16 protein-coding genes and 1 riboswitch are annotated in these 20,092 nt (G+C 30.6%); of the genes, 9 read left to right on the top strand and 7 right to left on the bottom strand.

The window, feature by feature from the left end; genetic code table 11:
* Positions 1 to 29: 29 nt before the first annotated feature.
* Together CHB67_RS01575 and CHB67_RS01570 are read right to left on the bottom strand one after the other, a co-directional pair.
* On the bottom strand, positions 30 to 1,100 hold the full coding sequence (locus tag CHB67_RS01575; RefSeq protein WP_089379981.1) for a YncE family protein: 1,071 nt from the start codon (positions 1,098 to 1,100) through the stop codon (positions 30 to 32).
* Positions 1,101 to 1,103: 3 nt separating this feature from the next.
* On the bottom strand, positions 1,104 to 2,963 hold the full coding sequence (locus CHB67_RS01570; protein WP_089379980.1) for a TonB-dependent receptor plug domain-containing protein: 1,860 nt from the start codon (positions 2,961 to 2,963) through the stop codon (positions 1,104 to 1,106).
* A gap of 23 nt (positions 2,964 to 2,986) precedes the next feature.
* Positions 2,987 to 3,192, bottom strand: a riboswitch (cobalamin riboswitch).
* 67 nt (positions 3,193 to 3,259) lie between these two features.
* On the opposite strand from CHB67_RS01570, the gene CHB67_RS01565 reads away from it, so the two are divergent.
* From CHB67_RS01565 to CHB67_RS01540, 6 genes are read left to right on the top strand one after another with little or no spacing between them, the layout of a single operon-like run.
* On the top strand, positions 3,260 to 3,763 hold the full coding sequence (locus CHB67_RS01565; RefSeq protein WP_089379979.1) for a bifunctional adenosylcobinamide kinase/adenosylcobinamide-phosphate guanylyltransferase: 504 nt from the start codon (positions 3,260 to 3,262) through the stop codon (positions 3,761 to 3,763).
* A gap of 9 nt (positions 3,764 to 3,772) precedes the next feature.
* Complete coding sequence (gene cobT / locus CHB67_RS01560; RefSeq protein ID WP_089379978.1) at positions 3,773 to 4,816, top strand: nicotinate-nucleotide--dimethylbenzimidazole phosphoribosyltransferase; 1,044 nt, start codon at positions 3,773 to 3,775, stop codon at positions 4,814 to 4,816.
* Positions 4,817 to 4,822: 6 nt separating this feature from the next.
* Positions 4,823 to 5,581 carry an adenosylcobinamide-GDP ribazoletransferase gene (locus CHB67_RS01555; protein ID WP_089379977.1) on the top strand — a complete coding sequence of 253 codons (759 nt, stop codon included), beginning with the start codon at positions 4,823 to 4,825 and terminating at the stop codon, positions 5,579 to 5,581.
* The gene (gene cobC, locus CHB67_RS01550; RefSeq protein WP_089379976.1) at positions 5,566 to 6,114 is read left to right on the top strand and encodes an alpha-ribazole phosphatase; all 549 of its coding nucleotides are present in this window, start codon (positions 5,566 to 5,568) and stop codon (positions 6,112 to 6,114) included. Before CHB67_RS01555 ends, cobC begins: the two co-directional genes overlap by 16 nt.
* Before the next feature lie 10 nt (positions 6,115 to 6,124).
* Positions 6,125 to 7,243 (top strand): ABC transporter substrate-binding protein, encoded by a 1,119-nt coding sequence (locus CHB67_RS01545; RefSeq protein WP_089379975.1) that lies wholly within the window; start codon positions 6,125 to 6,127, stop codon positions 7,241 to 7,243.
* 8 nt (positions 7,244 to 7,251) lie between these two features.
* Positions 7,252 to 7,815: an ATP:cob(I)alamin adenosyltransferase gene (locus CHB67_RS01540; RefSeq protein WP_089379974.1), complete on the top strand. Its 564-nt coding sequence runs from the start codon at positions 7,252 to 7,254 to the stop codon at positions 7,813 to 7,815.
* Between the two features lie 3 nt (positions 7,816 to 7,818).
* On the opposite strand, the gene CHB67_RS01535 is transcribed toward CHB67_RS01540, so the two are convergent.
* The 3 genes from CHB67_RS01535 to CHB67_RS01525 form a co-directional block, all read right to left on the bottom strand.
* Positions 7,819 to 10,494 carry a DNA gyrase/topoisomerase IV subunit A gene (locus CHB67_RS01535; protein WP_089379973.1) on the bottom strand — a complete coding sequence of 892 codons (2,676 nt, stop codon included), beginning with the start codon at positions 10,492 to 10,494 and terminating at the stop codon, positions 7,819 to 7,821.
* Positions 10,494 to 12,350: a DNA topoisomerase IV subunit B gene (locus CHB67_RS01530; protein WP_089379972.1), complete on the bottom strand. Its 1,857-nt coding sequence runs from the start codon at positions 12,348 to 12,350 to the stop codon at positions 10,494 to 10,496. Before CHB67_RS01530 ends, CHB67_RS01535 begins: the two co-directional genes overlap by 1 nt.
* A gap of 253 nt (positions 12,351 to 12,603) precedes the next feature.
* Positions 12,604 to 13,857, bottom strand: coding sequence for a glycosyltransferase family 39 protein (locus CHB67_RS01525; RefSeq protein WP_089379971.1), 1,254 nt, complete (start codon positions 13,855 to 13,857; stop codon positions 12,604 to 12,606).
* 186 nt (positions 13,858 to 14,043) lie between these two features.
* On the opposite strand from CHB67_RS01525, the gene CHB67_RS01520 reads away from it, so the two are divergent.
* The gene (locus CHB67_RS01520; protein ID WP_089379970.1) at positions 14,044 to 16,185 is read left to right on the top strand and encodes a cation:dicarboxylate symporter family transporter; all 2,142 of its coding nucleotides are present in this window, start codon (positions 14,044 to 14,046) and stop codon (positions 16,183 to 16,185) included.
* A gap of 80 nt (positions 16,186 to 16,265) precedes the next feature.
* Here CHB67_RS01520 and ychF read toward each other — a convergent pair whose 3' ends face one another.
* Positions 16,266 to 17,360, bottom strand: a complete 1,095-nt coding sequence (gene ychF / locus CHB67_RS01515) for a redox-regulated ATPase YchF (protein WP_089379969.1) — start codon at positions 17,358 to 17,360, stop codon at positions 16,266 to 16,268.
* A gap of 97 nt (positions 17,361 to 17,457) precedes the next feature.
* A complete protein-coding gene (locus CHB67_RS01510) occupies positions 17,458 to 17,811 on the bottom strand; it encodes a 4Fe-4S binding protein (RefSeq protein ID WP_089379968.1) in 354 nt (117 codons plus the stop codon).
* 48 nt (positions 17,812 to 17,859) lie between these two features.
* On the opposite strand from CHB67_RS01510, the gene CHB67_RS01505 reads away from it, so the two are divergent.
* Complete coding sequence (locus CHB67_RS01505) at positions 17,860 to 18,921, top strand: acyl-CoA reductase (RefSeq protein ID WP_089379967.1); 1,062 nt, start codon at positions 17,860 to 17,862, stop codon at positions 18,919 to 18,921.
* Between the two features lie 82 nt (positions 18,922 to 19,003).
* Positions 19,004 to 20,071, top strand: coding sequence for a 3-phosphoserine/phosphohydroxythreonine transaminase (serC, locus tag CHB67_RS01500; protein WP_089379966.1), 1,068 nt, complete (start codon positions 19,004 to 19,006; stop codon positions 20,069 to 20,071).
* Positions 20,072 to 20,092 lie beyond the last annotated feature (21 nt).

Below are 20,092 nucleotides of genomic sequence, written 5' to 3'. Positions count from 1 at the left end.
TTACCAACTTAAATATTATGCTATTTATATTAGTTGAAATATATTTTTGAGGCAGATACTGGTGCTGCAACAGAAATAGTTTTTGCTTTAGTTGCTAAATTATATATATCCATAGTGCTTTGTCCTGAAAAACTAGCATCTAAAATAAATAAATTTTCATCATTAGCTTCCATACCATAAAGGTAACCTGCTTCAGTATTAATAAATTCAGTTGAAGGCAAACTAGAATCTGAATTCCCTAATTTATAAATTTTACTCCCTAAATTATAATACATATTCATACCGCCAGTTACTAACAATGTTGGGTTTGATCCCTCAGGAAAAACTATTTCTTGATCTATATTATTTGTTGAAGTATTAATTTTTGAAATCGCACCTTGAGTTTGACCAATTACATTCCAAGAACCATCATAAATTGTATTCCCCTCAGACAAAACAACTAAATAACCTGAATTATCAAAAAATAATTCATCTGGATTATCTTTTACAATAATTTCTGTAGTTGATTTTGAAGCTATATCAATTACTGTAACTACATTATTTGTACTCCAAGCGCCTTTGTGTGAAACATATAATTTACCATTTTTAGCTACAATTCGCTCTGGACCATTTCCAACAGAAATAGTACTTGTAACATCATAAGTATCCAAATCAATTACGGCTACAAAATCATCTGTTGCATCACTTGCACTTCCCCAGTTTGTAGCATAACCTACACCATTTAAAATAGTCATATATCTAGGTAAAATTAAACCTTCAGAAATAATTTCTTTTTCTTCAAAAGTATATCTATCAACTACTGTAATACTATTTGATTGGTCAACACATACATAAGAATTATTAGCATCAAATGCTAAAGACTGCAAGTAAGTCCCTAATTCTTTACCCGCATTAACTTGTTTGTATATTTGATGTTCTACAGTTGCAAAATCATCTGAAACATAAGTAATTGAACCTGAGGCAGCTCCTGAACCTTCTCCAGAAACTAATATTCCATTTTCATAATCCCCTTTTGGTAATTGAGGTTCATCGTCATCATCACACGACACTAATAATACACTTAGTAAAAATATGCTAAGTAAAAATTTACTGATTTTCATAATTTAAAATTTAAAGTTTATGTTTATATTAAAATTTCTATTAGGCATTGGTCTGCTTGGTAAAACTTGGTATTCTTTATTAAATACATTGTTTACTTTTACTCCTAAACCTAACTGATTGTTGTTTGTTTTTATAATATTATAATTTACACCTACATTTCCTACATTGTAATATGGAACTGTATAATTGTCTAAATTATCTGTAGTTGTATATACTTCACCCGTAAATAAATGTTGATAAAAAGCACTAAACCTTTTGTAAGAATATCCTACACTTCCGTTAGCTAAGTGCTTTGGTACATAGGTTAAATAGTTATTGGTGCTTTTATCTTTCGCAATAGTGTAGCTATAATTTAAGTTGAAATTAAAAAGATGCTTACCAATTGCTTTGTTTACAGCTGCTGTAAACTCAATTCCTTTATTAACAGCCTCTGCCACGTTAATTGGAGTCCAAATACCTGGTCGTTCAGAATCACCACCTGGTGTCCAAACTATTTTATCTTTGGAATTTATATAATAAACACCTACATCTAATTTAACCTGTTTGGTTTTGTAACCTACACCAAATTCACTTTGTAAAGAAGATTCTGGAATTAAATCAGCATTACCCAAAGCTGGCCAATACAAATCGTTATACGTAGGCACTCTATAATTTTTTGAACCATTGACTCTTATAAACGTATTTTTTAAAGGCGTTAATTCTGCACCTAATGCAAATACAAATGGAACGTTATAATCAGAATTAAAATCTTTTCTAATTTTCGCATTAATGGACGCAATATTCTCAAAACTAAGATTATAAATAATAGATTGTGAAAATTGTTTTCGGTTTTTCTCTATAATTTCATCGGTGCTTCCAAAAACAGATTCAAGCTCGGTAATACTTTCAATACTTGAATTATCCAAAATTTGAAAGCTAAAATCATATTTTAATAAAAACGTTTTTGATTTTCCGTAATTATAAAAATCTACATTTTTATCAGCAAAATAACGATACTCTTGCGTTAAATAAGCAAATCTAACATCGTGAGCGAATTCATTTTTACGATAATTATAGGCTATTAAGTTTCTGAAATTATAATCTTTATATTTTTCTTTTGCTGCGGAAGGGTTAGGTAGTGTTCCTGAAAATTCACGACTCCCATTAAATTTAGAAGAAAAAACGCTCAACTTGCTAAATTTATTCAGCTTATAACCAAAACCTAAACTAAAACTTAAATTATTATACGCTCCATTTTCGTTTTTCAATCCATCAGTTCCTAACCAATCATAATCGTTTTCAGATTGATTGTAAGAAGCTCCAAATTTAGCTGCAATACGTTCACTTCCAAATGAAAACTTATATAAATTATTGTAGGTATCATAGCTTCCTCCAGAAGCAACGAGTTGATTATCTATATGATTTCCAAAACGCAATTGATCATTTAAATGAATTGTTCCTCCAATGGCACCTGATCCAAATTCAATACTTCCACCACCACTTCTAACATCAATATTATCAAATAAATTGACGGTTAAAGCATTAAATCCTGTTTGCCCATTGTTAATTGAATTTATGTTTATTCCGTTCCAAATAACCGCCGTATTTGAGGCGCTTGTACCTCTAAAACTTGCAGTACTTGTTCCGCCCGCACCATATTCTTTGATATAAATTGGCGTGTTAAAACGCAATAACGTTGTAAAAGACTCTGTATTTTTTAAAATTATAGAATCAGACAATGCTAAAACCTTAAAACCCTTAGAGTGTTTTTGCAATTTTGCTGAACTTAAGTTTACAACCTTTAACTTTTGAATACTGTCAAGTTGCGCAAAAGATTTGCTAACAATTAATAAAATAAAGACGAATAAAATGTTTCTCATCATAATAACCTTTCTCCCGAAAGTTTTAATTAATTAAGATTGTGGCAGGTCTCCTGGCTTACGTATTGTTATTTACCTTCCCGTTAATTAACAGTGGTTTAAGTTTAATAACAACCATCGATTTCGTCGACTAAGCATACAGTTGCGGGAACAGCTTCGGATTTTAACCGAATTCCCTTTTAACTCGTTTTATGTAAAATAAAATTCGAGAACCATAATCGGCTGCAAAATTAATTAATTAAGATTAATTAGTATCATTATTTCATAATAATATTACATTTGCTGAAAATTTCAACTCTATGATACATTACATTACAGGTGGAGAACGATCAGGAAAAAGCAGTTATGCTCAGAAATTAGCAGAGCGTTTAAGCGACTCTCCATACTATTTAGCAACCTCTAGAATTTGGGATAAAGATTTTGAAAAAAGAGTTGAACGTCATAAAAATGATCGAGATGAACGCTGGACTACCATTGAAGAAGAAAAAGAAATTTCAAAAGTAATTCCTGACAATTCAGTAGTAGTTATAGACTGTGTTACACTTTGGTTGACAAACTTATATTTTGATACTGAAAACAATGTTGAAAAAGCCTTAGAATTAGCTTCCATAGAAATTGAAAATTTATCAAAATTAGAGAGTGAAATTATCATCATTTCAAACGAAATTGGAATGGGTGTGCATGCTCAATCTCATATTGCGAGAAAATTTACAGAATTACAAGGTTGGACCAACCAACGTATTGCAAATAAAGCAGATAAAGCCATATTTATGATTTCAGGATTACCACTTACATTAAAATAAAATGAACCTATGAATACATTTAAAATCACTCCAACTAACAAAGAATTTATTAAAAAAATTACACATAAAATAAACAATAAAACAAAGCCTATAGGATCATTAGGAACCCTAGAAATTATTGCTCAAAAATTATGTTTAATTCAAGATACATTAGCTCCAAAATTAAGCAAGCCAACAATGCTTGTTTTTGCTGCTGACCATGGTATTGTAAACAACTACCCGGTGAGTTCTTGTCCGCAAGAAGTAACACCACAAATGGTATTTAATTTTTTAGAAGGTGGTGCAGGAATTAATGTTTTTTGTAACCAACACGGATTTGATTTAAGTGTAATTGATGCTGGTGTAAATTTTGATTTTGAAAATTACGATGTATTAATTAACGCAAAAATTGCAAAAGGAACTAAAGATTATTCTGTAGAACCAGCAATGACAAAAGAACAATGTGAACAAGCAATTAAAAAAGCAGGTGAAATTGTTGCTGATAAACACGCAAAAGGAAGTAATGTAATTTCATTTGGAGAAATGGGAATAGGAAATACTTCTTCTGCTTCTTTATTAATGAGCGCTGTTACAAAACAATCTATTGAAACATGTATTGGTAAAGGTGCTGGTTTAACTGATGAAGGTTTGGCAAACAAAATAGCTATTTTAACTAAAGTTCAAGAATTTCACGGAGTAAGTGAAAATCCTCTAGAAAATTTACAAAATTTTGGTGGTTTTGAAGTTGCCATGATGACTGGTGCTATGCTAAAAGCTGCTGAATTAAAAATGACCTTAATTATTGATGGTTTTATTGCTACTTCTTCCCTATTGGTTGCACAAGAAATAAATAAAAACGTATTAGATTACTGTTTATTTTCTCACGTTTCAAATGAACAAGGACATATTAAAATGTTAGATTTTTTAAACGCCACACCTATTTTACATTTAAACTTGCGTTTAGGTGAAGGAACCGGTGCAGCAATTGCTTATCCAATTATTCAATCTGCTGAAATTTTTATAAATCAAATGGCTAGTTTTGAAAGCGCTGGTGTTGTTAACCCTGCCGATTAATTTTATATGAAAAAAGAGCTCGCTATATTTTTTACAGCAATCATGTTTTTTACACGTATTCCGTGTCCTAAATGGATAGATCACTCTGGTGATGTACTTCAAAGGTGTACTAAATATTTTTCTTTAATCGGGGTAATTGTAGGTGGTTTTGGAGTGTTAGTTTACTGGGGAGCTTCTTATATTTTCCCTCAAAACATTTCCATATTACTAAGTTACGTTTCAACAATTTGGATTACTGGAGCATTTCACGAAGATGGTTTTGCTGATGTTTGTGATGGCTTTGGTGGCGGATGGACTAAAGATAAAATTTTAGCAATAATGAAGGATTCATTAGTTGGAACTTACGGTATTGTTGGCTTAATTTGTTTATTTACGCTTAAATTTTTTGCGCTTGCTGAAATTAGCAATCAACTAATTATTACTATCATTGCCGGGCATAGTATTAGCAGGTGCATCACCACATTTATTTTGTATTTATATCCGTATGCAAGAACTGATGATAGTTCAAAATCTAAAGCCGTTGCTAGTAGTTTTAAACTATCCTATTTAATTTTTAATCTACTAATTGGACTTGCTCCTCTATTCTTTTTTAAAACATATTGGGTATTTTTAGCACTAATTCCTCCGTTTATAGCGATGCTACTATTAGGTCGGTTTTTTAAAAAATGGATTGGAGGTCAAACGGGTGATTGTGCTGGTGCTACCCAACAAATTACCGAAGTTGTATTTTATTTAAGTCTATTGGTTTTATGGAAATTTATTTAGTTAGACATACCACACCCAACATCGAAAAAGGTATCTGTTATGGTCAATCAGATTTAGATGTAGCTGCTACATTTGAAAACGAAGTTGCTGTTATTTTAAATTCATTAGAAATTACTGAAGAAACAATCGTATATTCTAGTCCGTTAAAACGCTGCACAAAATTAGCGCAGCAGTTTTCAAAAGAGCTTATTATTGATGATCGGTTGATGGAACTTAATTTTGGAGATTGGGAATTATTAAATTGGGATCACTTACCAAAAATAACATCCAATATTTGGATGAACGATTTTGTAAATGTTTCAACTCCAAATGGTGAAGCTTATATAGATTTAGCAAAAAGAGCCAACGAAGTTTTTACTGAAATTATTTCAACTTCAGCAAAAAAAATAATTATAACAACACACGCAGGAGTTATTAGAAGCATCCTTTCAAAAATGAATAACATCCATCTAAAAGATTCATTCGACATAAAAGTTGACTATGGTCAAGTATTCAGAATTATAAAACAAAATAACACGCTTACCCTACTTTAAATCTTCCATTATGAACATCATCAAAATTACTTTTTTTATAAGTCTAACAATTTCCTTAATTGTTTCGTGCAATTCACACAGTTCAAAAAAAATTGAAGAAAAAGCTATTTCAAACGTGAAATACGCGAAAGGTTTTGACATTTTAAAAACTGCCAATGAGACAAAATTAATTATAAAAACACCATATCCTGGAGCAACTGAAGACGTTGTTTACACCATTGTTTCTGAAGAATCTTCAGACAAAAACACCATACAAGTTCCTTTAAATGCTATAGTTGTTACGAGCTCTACACACGTTCCTGCTTTAGAGCTATTAGGCGTTGAAAATAAATTAGTTGGTTTTCCTAATACCGATTTTGTTTCCTCAATAAAAACTAGAAAGTTAATTGATGAAAATACAGTTAAAGAATTAGGACATCCTGAACATATCAATACTGAAACATTACTAGATTTAAACCCTGATTTAGTGATGGGTTTTTCCATAAATAGTAATAATAAAATGTTTACAACAATTGAAAAAATTGGAATTCAAGTACTTTTAAATGGCGATTGGCTAGAATCAACTCCAATTGGAAGAGCAGAGTGGATTAAGGTTTACGGGGTGTTATTCAACAAAGAAAAAGAAGCTGATAGTATTTTTAATAAGATAAAGAACAACTATTTAGAAGCAAAAGAAATTGCTAAAAAATCTAAAAACAAACCATCTATTATTTGTGGTGGATTGTATAAAGATATTTGGTATTTACCTGCTGGAAACAGTTTTGAGGCTACTTTTTTAAAAGATGCCAACACCAATTATTTATGGAAAGATTCTGAAGGAGAAGGAAGCTTATCTTTAAATATTGAAAATGTTTTTGAAAAAGGCAAAGATGCTGACATTTGGATTTCACCGGGATTTTACCCAACCTTAAACGATCTTGAAAAAGGTAATTTAATAGGTTCAAAAATGAAGGCTTTCCATAATAAAACTATTTATTCATACAATAATACAACTGGAGAAAAAGGCGGAATTTGGTATTTTGAATTGTCTCCAATTAGACCCGATTTAGTGTTAAAAGATTTGATTAAAATTGCACATCCAGAATTATTACCTGAGTATGAATTTACTTTTTATAAAAAATTAAACTAGTTATTACAATGAAAAAACTTCGCCCAAAATCAAATCTAGATGAACTTTGCTACCCTTATATTTATGAAGATTCTTTGCTTTGTGATTATGAAATTTTAACTGATGATTTAACCAGAATGGTTGGATGGGCTATAAACGACCTTGGCTTTTTAAGACAACAATATACTGAAAACATTGAATTACAAACACTTGAAAATGAACTGAACTGGTTACTTCCTCTCTGCTATCACTTAAACGGTTCTATTCGTGGTGAATTAGCCATTACCGAAGAAGATCATCAACAATTATTAGAGAATTACCGAAGTTTTAAAACCATTACTGAAAAATCTATATCTGGGTTTATATTGCCTGGAGGTGTTTCTCCTGTTGGTGTTTTAAATAAATGCTCTTCAATGTGTAAACAAGCAATTCGTTTAATGGTGAAAATACACAACGAAGAACAAAAAGAAGTTGCCGAAATTTTACCAAAATTCGCCAACTTATTATGTAATTATTTTTTTACAGCCACCGTTTTAATTAACCAAGTAACAGGTTTTAAAGAAACTCCATTTATAAGTAAAAGTTACAAATAACACCTAAAACAATTTAGTTTGATCTTCATCATTCAACTTTTTTTTCGGCGGAATTATTACAGGCTTTTTTTTATTCTTATCAATAATTGATGGTTTAATTTCTTCAATATCTTCTAATGGTAATGCATCTATAATTTCTTCATCATTAACCTCAACCTCCTCAATAACTGGAGGTTCGTAAGGCAAGGACTCCAAAAGATTTACTGTTTTAATTTTGTCAGTAGTTAATTGATTTCCTTGTGCTTTAATTCCTTTTACAGCAATAAACTCTTCCATATTTACTTCCATATTTTCCAAACTACGCTTAGAAAATACAATTTCAGCCATTGGTCTATAATCAGTTGAAACAATTTCTAGTTGTGATTTTGGATGTTCAGATATAAAAATCTCCTCTTTATTAGGGTTGTCTACCATAAAACGTTTGATGTAGTAACGTTCTTTCTCACCATCATAATAAATCGCTGAAATAGGTTTCTCAGGCACCCATTTTTCTAGCACAATCATATCGCTGTCAAAATGCGTTGTTAACTCTGGCTTAATGGTTTTAACTTCTCCTTTTTGATTGATAATTAACAAACGATCTTCACCCTTAAACTCACCTAAAAGTTCTCCTCTATCATCAACATTTAAACGCTGAACGGTTTCATCAAACCAAATTTTACGTGGTTTTAATGTAGAAACACCTTCCGATTTTAATTCAATTTTTCTGATTGGATATTTGGTTACTGTATTCCCTTTTACCCCACGACCTTTTATTGTTAATTCAGAAAAATCAACATCCCATTTTAACTTTTTAACACTTCCTACAGCACGTAAATTTATGGTAACTACTTCAGCCTCACCATTAGGGTTTGCAGTAAAGTACTGAACCACAGAAACTTTATTCCCTGCTGTTAAATCGTACTCTTTATCTCTTGTTACCCCTTTAACATTAAAACGTTTTATATAACTTGGTCCACTTCTACCATCACGATAAATCATATTGTACACCGTACGTTTATCGTTCTTTTTAAAGATTGCAATATGAATGATATCTTTACCAACAAAGGTTTTTGCATCAACCTTGGTAATCATCATAATACCGTCTTTTCTAAAAATAATTACATCATCAATATCGGCGCAATCGTCTACATATTCATCACGCTTTAACGAAGTTCCAACAAAACCTTCTTCTCTATTTACATATAATTTGGTGTTTCGCATGACCACCTTAGTAGCAACAATATCATCAAATAACCGAAGTTCTGTTTTGCGTTCTTTTCCTTTACCATATTTAACCTTTAGGTTTTTAAAATAATCAACAGCATATTCAATTAAATTATCTAAATGATTTTTTACAACAGCAATTTTATCTTCTAAACTCTCAATAAACTGTTTGGCTTTATCAATATCAAATTTTGATATCTTTTTAATTCTAATTTCAGTTAAACGCACAATATCTTCCTCGGTAACGGTACGTTTTAAATGCTTTATATGAGGTTTTAAACCTTCATCAATAGCTTTTATTACACCTTGCCAAGTTTCCTGTTCTTCAATATCACGGTAAATTCTGTTTTCAATAAAAATACGTTCTAATGAAGCAAAATGCCATTGTTCTTCTAATTCATTTAATTGAATTTCTAATTCGAGTTTTAATAACTCAACCGTATGCTGTGTAGACGTTTTTAATATTTCAGAAACGCCAATAAAAACAGGTTTGTTATCATCAATGACACATCCTAACGGTGAAATAGAATTTTCACAATTTGTAAAAGCATATAAAGCATCAATTGTTTTATCTGGTGAAATACCACTTGGTAAATGCACTAAAATTTCAACGTTGGCAGCTGTATTATCTTCAATTTGTTTGATTTTTATCTTTCCTTTTTCATTGGCTTTTAAAATAGATTCTATCAACGAAGAAGTGGTTGTTCCGAAGGGAATCTCCGTAATAACCAATGTTTTTTTGTCTTGCTGAGAAATTTTAGCACGAACCCTTACTTTCCCTCCACGTTTCCCATCGTTATAATTAGAAACATCCGCAATTCCACCCGTTAAAAAATCGGGAACCAATGTAAAACTTCTACCTTTTAAATGCTTTATAGCAGCATCAATTAACTCGTTAAAATTGTGTGGTAATATTTTTGTTGAAAGACCAACGGCAATACCTTCGGCTCCTTGTGCTAATAGCATTGGGAATTTTACGGGTAAATCTATCGGTTCTTTTTTTCTTCCATCATAAGAGGTTTGCCACTCCGTAGTTTTAGGGTTGAAAACAACATCCAATGCAAATTTAGATAAACGAGCCTCAATATAACGAGAAGCAGCTGCACGGTCGCCCGTTAAAATGTTACCCCAGTTACCTTGCATATCAATCAGTAATTCTTTCTGACCAATTTGCACCATTGCATCTGCAATAGAAGCATCTCCGTGCGGGTGATATTGCATGGTATGCCCAACAATGTTCGCTACTTTATTGTAACGTCCATCATCTAAATCTTTCATCGAGTGTAAAATTCTACGTTGCACAGGTTTAAAACCATCTTTAATACCTGGTACTGCACGTTCTAAAATCACATAAGAAGCATAGTCTAAAAACCAGTCCTTATACATTCCTGTAACTTTGGTAATTGTTTCTTGACTACCAAAATCGCTAGCTAGCTCTTCGTTAAATTCTTCGTTATTATCTTCTACTTGCATTATACTACTTCTACAATATCTAATTCAACTTTTAGGTTTTCTATGATAAATTTTTGTCTATCGGGTGTGTTTTTCCCCATATAAAACTCTAGTAATTTTTCAATAGATGTGTCTTTATCTAACATTATAGGATCTAAACGAATATCATCTCCAATAAAATGCACAAATTCATCAGGTGAAATTTCACCTAAACCTTTAAATCGAGTAATTTCTGGTTTTCCTTTTAATGATTTTATAGCGTTTCGCCTTTCTTCTTCTGAATAGCAATAAAATGTTTGCTTTTTGTCCCTTACTCTAAATAGTGGGGTGTCTAAAATAAATAAATGCCCTTCTTTTATTAATTCAGGAAAAAACTGTAGAAAAAAAGTAATTAATAACAATCTAATGTGCATCCCATCAACATCGGCATCTGTTGCTATTATAATATTGTTATAACGTAAATTTTCAAGACCATCTTCAATATTTAAAGCTGCTTGAAGCAGGTTAAACTCCTCATTTTCGTACACAATTTTCTTACTCATATTATATGAGTTTAACGGCTTTCCTTTTAAACTAAAAACCGCTTGCGTATTTACATTTCTAGACTTTGTGATTGAACCACTTGCTGAATCTCCCTCGGTAATAAATAAAGAACTTTCTAACCTATTGTCCTTTTTTAAATCGCCTAAATGCACCCTGCAATCACGTAATTTTTTATTGTGTAAACTCGCTTTTTTAGCACGTTCACGGGCAAGCTTTCGAATTCCCGATAAATCTTTACGTTCTTTTTCAGCTTGTAAGATTTTCTTTTGAATTTTTTCAGCAGTATCTGGATTTTTATGCAAATAATTATCCAAATTGGTTTTTACAAAATCGGTTATAAAAGTACGAACGGTTGGTAAATCTCCTCCCATTTCTGTTGAACCCAGTTTTGTTTTTGTTTGACTTTCAAAAACAGGTTCCATTACTTTTACACTAATTGCTGAAACTATTGATTTTCTAATATCGGATGGTTCGTAATTTTTGCCAAAATATTCACGCACCGTTTTTACAATGGCCTCTCTAAATGCATTTTGATGTGTTCCTCCTTGTGTGGTATGTTGTCCGTTTACAAAAGAATGATATTCCTCACTGTATTGTGCTTTGCTATATGTTAACGCGATTTCAATATCTTCCCCTTTTAAGTGAATAATTGGAAACATCATAAACTCATCAGCAATATTTTCTTCTAATAAATCTTTTAATCCGTTTTCAGAATAATATTTTTCACCGTTAAAAACGATGGTCAACCCAGTGTTTAAATACACATAGTTTTTAATCATTTTTACAATGTATTCATTTCTATATTTGAATTTTGTAAAAATACTTTTATCAGGAACAAAGGTTACTTTAGTTCCTTTTCTTAACGATGAATCTTGTGGCTTTTCGTTCAAGGTAATATTTCCTGCGGAAAATTCAGCAAAAGCCATTTGACCATCACGAATAGACTGTACTTTAAAATATGAAGACAAGGCGTTTACCGCTTTTGTACCGACCCCATTTAAACCAACGGATTTTTTAAAAGCACGAGAATCATACTTTCCTCCAGTATTCATTTTTGAAACAACATCAACCACCTTACCTAAAGGAATTCCACGACCATAATCACGAACAGTAACCGTTTCATCTTTCACTGAAACCTCTATTGTTTTACCTGCTCCCATTACATACTCATCTATAGAGTTGTCTAATACCTCCTTTATTAAAATGTAAATACCATCATCAGGCGATGAACCATCCCCTAATTTACCGATATACATACCAGGACGCATTCTTATATGCTCTTTCCAATCGAGTGATCGAATATTATCCTCTGTATACTTAGTTTGTTCTGCCATTAAAATTGTAAAATTCTTGAAGAACTGCTAATGTACCATTTTGCAGTAAAAAATAAAAAAAAGTATGCTAAAATATTTTAAGATTTAATCATTTAGGGTTTTTATATAAATTTACATAAACTCCAAATTTCTCAGCTTCTTCAATAAGTATCCAACTATTTCGTATTGTATTGATATCTTCATCTGAGGTGTTATTTTCAATATTAGATAATATGATGTATTCATTTTTAGCAACATCTAATTCAGCATAAAGTTATTTTTCATCAACCTTTAATAAATCTGAATACTCTTTCTCATTTAAAGGCAAATTTGTACCAATATTTTCTTTAAGTATCTTATTTTTTTCAATAAATAATTCAATATCATCACGTAGTTTAAAATAATTTAGATATGCCAAAGAACTATCCCAACCTTGAGATATTGTTGAAGGATATATCCAAAAATGCCCTGTAATAAAAGCAATTATAACTATTACATATAAACGTTTATAATTTAGAATCGTCTTATAATTATCAACCAAAACTAAAAACAAAAGCACAACTAAAATATAAGATATCATATAATATCTATGACCTATAGGGTTTGTGAAGAACATAAAAAAAATACTCATTCCAACGGTAAAAACAACTATTGAAATCATTAATTTTATACTTGTTTTACTTGGATGAAATTGCTTTTTCTTAAAAAGGAAATACAATAAGTAGAACGTTATTCCGAAAAGAACTATTCTACCATAATCTAAAAGATTCCTTCCTATGGAAGCTATATTTTTCAAAATATTATAAACATCTGCTACGTTTCGTTGTTCAGACCAATTTACCGATGGCGTTTTAATAATCCATCCTAAAACGGAATATTGATAAATTAAAAAAACAGAAAAAAACAGTATAGAAATTAAATATGGCTTATAGTTAAATTTTTTAGTTGATAATTTATACCTAATAAATATTAATTGAATTACTAATAAACAAAAGAGAAGCAACATTCCTCTTAAATTGGAAAATAAAATCCCTGTGAAAGCAAAAGTCAATAATAACTCCTTTTTTTCTTTAGAAAATACAATTATATTATAAGCCATTAGCGTAAATAAAAGCAAGATCATATCGTTATTAAAAATTGTTGTTTGAGCTAATAAAGTAGGCTCTAACAAAATAATTAAGACTAATAAATGATTTTGTTTTTTTGGAAAAGTATTCTTAAATAATTTAATAAGTTGAAAACCTACTAAAATATTAATTATCAGTAACAACACTCTACTTTTAGCCAATGTAACACCAAAAGATTTCCACCAAACAGCTATTAAAACCGGCCAAAAAGGCGGATGACCAGAATTTAAATTTACTGGTAAAACTAATTGGCTAAAATTGGTTTCGTAAAACCATTGAGCCCTCATTGATTTAGATACTGCATCCCAAAAAAAAGGTAGATCTTTTAAAAAAATGTATTCAACTACAAAAAATAAAATTACAATTATTAAAGTCTTGTAATTCTGTAAATTTAATTTCAACTTAAATATTTATTAAAACTTCATACAAAAAGCTAATGTAAGGTTTTCCTTAAAATATTCATCCTCTAAAAAAATCTATCTCAATAAAACGATTTTTTTTAATTTAATTTTTAATTAACTGTTATATTTAACTATTTTAGTTTCTTAATTAATTGCTACATTATAAAATACAAATTTTTACATTACATGAGTTTATCACAAAAAATAATAATCTCTTTATTACTTGGGGTTTTTATCGGTATATTTTTTGGAGAATATTGTTCTTTTCTTTCAGTTTTTGGCGATGGTTTTATAGGTTTACTACAAATGACCGTTTTACCTTATATTATGGTTTCTATTATCTTAAACCTTGGTAGAATGTCTTTGGAAGATGGAAAAACCTTGGTGTTTAACGGGTTGAAAGTATTGGCTTTTCTTTTAGCTATAGGTATTATAACATTAATAGCTTTACCCTTATCACTTCCAGAATGGACAGCCTCTTCGTTTTTTCAACCTTCAAGTGTTGTAGTTGAAGAGCCATTAAACTTACTTGATTTGTACATTCCATCAAATCCGTTTGGGTCTATGGCAAATAACGTTGTACCTGCTGTTGTTTTGTTTAGTATTTTCTTAGGAATTGGATTGAGTAAAATTAAAGGAAAAGAAACGGTGCTTCAGGGTTTAGATGTAATTGGTGAAGCTTTAAATCATATTAATAAAATTATTATTAAACTAACTCCTATTGGTGTATTTTTTATTGCGGCTTACAATGCAGGAACCATGTCTTTTGAAGAAATTCAGCGTTTACAAGCTTATATTATTATTTACAGTGTAGCTGTTTTATTATTAGGGTTTTACTGGCTTCCGTTGTTAGTTTATACTTTTACAGGTATTAAACCTGCCGCACTATTTAGAGCTACTAAAAGCACTTTGCTTACCATATTTGCAACCGGTAAAATTATAGTTGTTTTACCACAACTAATGGATGATGTAAAACGACTTTTAATATTTAATAAAGAAAAAAAATCGGAAGCTTCTGCAATTACTGATATTTTAATGCCACTCGCCTACCCGTTTCCAAATTTAGGTACTTTTGTAATCTTTGTTTTTGTACCCTTTGTTGGTTGGTATGTTGGAAATCCGTTTGGATGGATTGAAAACTCTACTTTTGTTGGCGCCACTTTACTTAGTAGTTTTGTAGCACCAGTAACTGGTATTCCATTTTTATTAAACTTATTGAAACTTCCGCAGGAAATGTTTCAATTATTTGTTATTTCAAGTGTTTATACGGATAGAATTAGAGTTGTTTTAGGAGCTATACACTTAATTGTATTAACTATTATTACAGTAAGGATGACCCTTGGAGGACTTAAAATTAATTGGACAAAATTAATTAGAGGAACAATTATAGGGGTAGTTTTAACTGTTGTAGCTCTAATTGGTACAAGATATTATCTTTCGTTTTCATTGGGAAAAAGTCAACAATATGAAAGTTTTATACAAATGAAACTTTCAAGAGATTTCAAAAACGGTAGTATAAAAAATGTTTCAACACTTTTAAGCGATTCAACATATAATTCAACTTCTAACCAAATTCAAGCAATAAAAAACAGAGGTAGATTACGTGTTGGCTATTTAGCTAATCAGTTACCATTTGCCTTTAATAATGATGAAGCTAACGCCATTGGGTTAGATATTGAAATGGCTTACCATTTAGCTAATGAACTAGGTGTGAAACCTGAATTTTACAAGGTTACAAATTCTCAAATGATTCAATTGTTGAAAAACAGAAAATTAGATATTGTAATGTCTGGACTTGTAGTTTCAACAGATATGCTTAAAAATTACGCAATTTCAACATCTTATCTAGATCAAACTTTAGCTTTTATAGTTCCTGATTATAATAGAAATAAATTTAAATCGAAAGATGAAATTTTAAAACAAGACTCTCTAAAAATTGGTATTTCAAACCCTTATTTTAGAAAGAAATTTAAAGAATACCTACCAAATGCTAAAATTATAAAATTATCTTCACCAAGAGATTTTTTTAAGAGTAAAACCAACGATTTAGATGCCTATTTATTTTCTGCTGAAAGCGGTGGTGCCTGGACAATTATTTATCCTGAATTTAATGTAGCCATTCCACAACCTACCATTATAAAAGTCCCTATGGCATATCCGCTTCCTAGAGATGAAAGTTGGATTTTATATGTAAATACTTGGATAGAATTAAAAAAGAAAGATGGTACAATAGACAAACTTTTTAGTCATTATATTGAAGGAAAAGGAGCTGATATTCCAGAACCAAGGTGGTCTATAATTAAAGATGTTTTACACTGGGTAGAATAGTTCTCAATTAGGTAACTTACCGTACAAAAAAAGCCTGCTAAATTGACTTTAGCAGGCTTTTTATTTATATTTATGTTTTATTACACGTTAAATCTAAAGTGCATTACGTCTCCATCTTTTACAATATACTCTTTACCTTCAACACGCATTTTACCTGCTTCTTTTACCTTAGCTTCACTTTCGTAAGACGCAAAATCTTCATACGCTATTACTTCAGCCCTAATAAAACCTTTTTCAAAATCCGTATGAATAACTCCAGCAGCTTGTGGTGCTGTATCTCCAATATTAATTGTCCAAGCACGAACTTCTTTTACACCAGCAGTAAAATAGGTTTGCTGATTTAACAATTTATAAGCAGCTCTAATTAAAACAGATGATCCTGGTTCTTTCAACCCTAAATCATCTAAAAACATTTCACGCTCTTCAAACGTTTCTAACTCTGTAATATCTGCTTCCATTCCAACTGCTAAAACAATTACTTCAGCGTTTTCATTTTTTACAGCCTCCTTTAAAACATCAACATATGCATTTCCTTCAACCGCAGAATTTTCATCAACATTACATACATATAATACAGGCTTATCAGTAATAAATTGCAATGGTTTAATGTATTCTTCTCTTTCTTTTTCGGTTAAGTCAACTGCTCTTACTGAAATTGCAGCTTCTAAACCATCTTTAACTTTCATTAAAGCATCTAACTCTTTTTGAGACTCTTTATTACCGGTTCTTGCATTTTTTTTAACGCGCTCTAACCTTTTTTCTAAAGTTTCAAAATCTTTTAACTGTAATTCAATATCAATAGTTTCTTTATCTCTAACCGGGTCAACGGTTGTATCTACGTGTACAATATTATCGTTATCAAAACAACGAACTACGTGAATAATAGCATCCGTTTCGCGAATGTTTGCTAAAAATTGATTTCCCAACCCTTCTCCTTTACTTGCTCCACGAACAAGTCCTGCAATATCAACAATATCAACCGTTGCCATTTGAACACGCTCTGGTTTTACCAACTCCTCTAATTTAGCAATACGAGAATCTGGTACATTCACCACACCAATATTTGGTTCAATAGTACAAAAAGGAAAGTTTGCACTTTGCGCTTTTGCATTTGATAAACAATTAAATAACGTTGATTTTCCTACATTTGGTAATCCTACAATCCCTGCCTTCATAATTTTAATTTTTAGCGCTGCAAATATAGTGTTTAGTTTTCTATTTTTTAAAATGAATTTTTAATAAAAAAAAACACATAAATTTAAGCCTCAGTACTTACTCATTTTTGTGTAAAAAGGCTTGTTTTGCTAACAAGGTCTCATCAGATTCTATAGTATCTTCATCGGGCACACAACAATCTACAGGACAAACAGCGGCACATTGCGGTTCGTCATGAAAACCTTTACACTCTGTACATTTATTAGCTATAATAAAAAATACTTCATCGCTCATTGGTTCTTGCAACTCATTTGCATTTACTTTGGTTCCATTTGGTAACACAACACTTCCTTCTAAAGTTGTTCCGTCAGCATATTTCCAATCTTCAGAAGCTTCATAAATAGCATTATTAGGACATTCGGGTTCACAAGCTCCACAATTTATACATTCATCAGTTATTATTATTGCCATAAGTATATTTAAGTTAATTTTGCATCAAATATAAAATTTAATATTAAAATGAATTTAGAGCAACGCATCAAAGCTTTTGAATCTTTAGGAGTATTTTTTAAGCAATTTTCAACAAAAAAAATTAAAAAAACGGAGGATTCTGAATTAAACAACATGTTTTTTGATGCTTTTAAAATGCAAATTGATAGGGCTCAAGAATTTAACGGTTGGTTTACAAAAGAGAATGTATTAAAATCTTTTGAAAGCTGGGCTGAAGCTTTAACGTTAGAAAATTTAAACAAATGGACTTCAGCTTACAATTTTGACGATTCAAAAACGCCTAAAGCTATTGCAATAATAATGGCAGGAAACATTCCTTTGGTTGGTTTTCATGATTTTTTATGTGTTTTAATTTCAGGAAACAATGCCGTTGTTAAATTATCTTCAAACGATAAACATTTTTTACCTTTAGTAGCTAAATATTTAGAATATTACAATCCTTATTTTAAAAATAAAATAATATTTACCACCGATAAATTACCTGAATTTGAAGCTGTAATTGCTACAGGAAGCAACAATACAGCGCGCTATTTTGAACATTACTTTGGAAAACACCCTAATATTATTAGAAAAAATAGAAATTCTGTTGCTATTTTAACAGGTAAAGAAACCCAAGAAGAATTAGAAGGTTTGGGAACTGATATTTTTCAATATTTTGGATTAGGCTGTAGAAGTGTTTCTAAAATTTATGTGCCTAAAAATTACAATTTCGATTTAATTTTTAATGCTTTGTATAAATACAACGATATAATAAATTACAAAAAATACGAAAACAATTACGATTATAATAAAGCTGTTTATTTAATGAGTATGTTCAATATTCTAGAAAATGGCTTTGTAATGCTAAAAGAAGATGAGAGTTTTGCTTCACCAATTGCAACTATGTTTTATGAATATTACAGCGATTTTAGTGTTTTAACAGAAATGCTAAATTCAAAAAGTGAGCAAATTCAATGCATTGCGTGTAACGAAAACGTTGTAAATTTCGTAAAATTGGGCAAAACTCAATACCCTAAATTATGGAATTATGCGGATAATGTCGATACCATTGATTTTTTAACGAAATTATAAGATTTTTTTTAGAGAAAATACAGCGCCTATTTATCTTTTTTTGCCGAAATTTGTTCACTTAAATAACTCATATTTAATAGAAATGAAAAAACATAATTTTAGTGCAGGTCCGTGTATATTACCACAAGAAGTTTTAAAACAAGCAGCTGATGCTGTTGTAAATTTTAATGGTCTTAATTTATCTTTAATTGAAATTTCACACAGAAGTAAAGAATTTATTGAAGTGATGGAAAATGCACGTAGTTTAGTAAAAGAATTATTAAATCTACCTGAAGGGTATTCCGTTTTATTTTTACAAGGTGGTGCTAGTTTAGAATTTTTAATGAGTGCCTATAATTTAATGAAAGTTGATGGTAAAGCTGCATATTTAGACACTGGAGCTTGGTCTACAAAAGCACTTAAGGAAGCTAAATTATTAGGTGATGTTGATGTTATTGCTTCTTCAAAAGAGACTACTTACAACTACATTCCTAAAAATTATTCAATTCCAACTGATATTGATTACTTACACTTCACAAGTAACAATACGATTTACGGAACTCAATTTAAAGAATTCCCAAAAACAGACTCGTTATTAGTATGTGATATGAGTTCTGATATATTTTCTCGTGAATTAGATTTCACACAATTCGACTTAGTTTACGCCGGAGCTCAAAAAAATATGGGCCCTGCAGGAACTACGCTTGTAATTGTTAAAGATGAAATATTAGGTAAATCTGGTCGCGATATACCTTCAATGTTAGATTACCAAAAACATTTGAATGCAGATAGTATGTTTAATACACCTCCTGTTTTTCCAGTATATGTTTCTATGTTAACATTACAATGGTTAAAAGATTTAGGTGGAGTTAAAGCTATTGAAAAATTAAATGAAGAAAAAGCTGCATTATTGTATGCTGAAATAGATAGAAATCCATTATTTAAAGGCTTTGCAGCAAAAGAAGATCGTTCATTAATGAATGTTACTTTTAATTTAACTGACGAAGCTACAGGTGAAGTTTTCGATAAAATTTGGAATGCAGCTGGAATAAGCGGAATTAAAGGACATAGATCTGTTGGTGGATACCGCGCAAGTATTTACAATGCAATGCCTATTGAAAGCATTCAGGTTTTAGTTGATGCAATGCAACAATTTGAAAAAGAAATTTAAAAATTAACCAAAATAAAATAG

Source organism: Lutibacter agarilyticus (genome assembly GCF_900188235.1).
In the GTDB taxonomy this organism is placed as follows: Bacteria; Bacteroidota; Bacteroidia; order Flavobacteriales; family Flavobacteriaceae; genus Lutibacter; species Lutibacter agarilyticus.
Note: the sequence above shows the minus strand (reverse complement) of the source record. Positions and strands in the feature narration are given on the sequence as shown.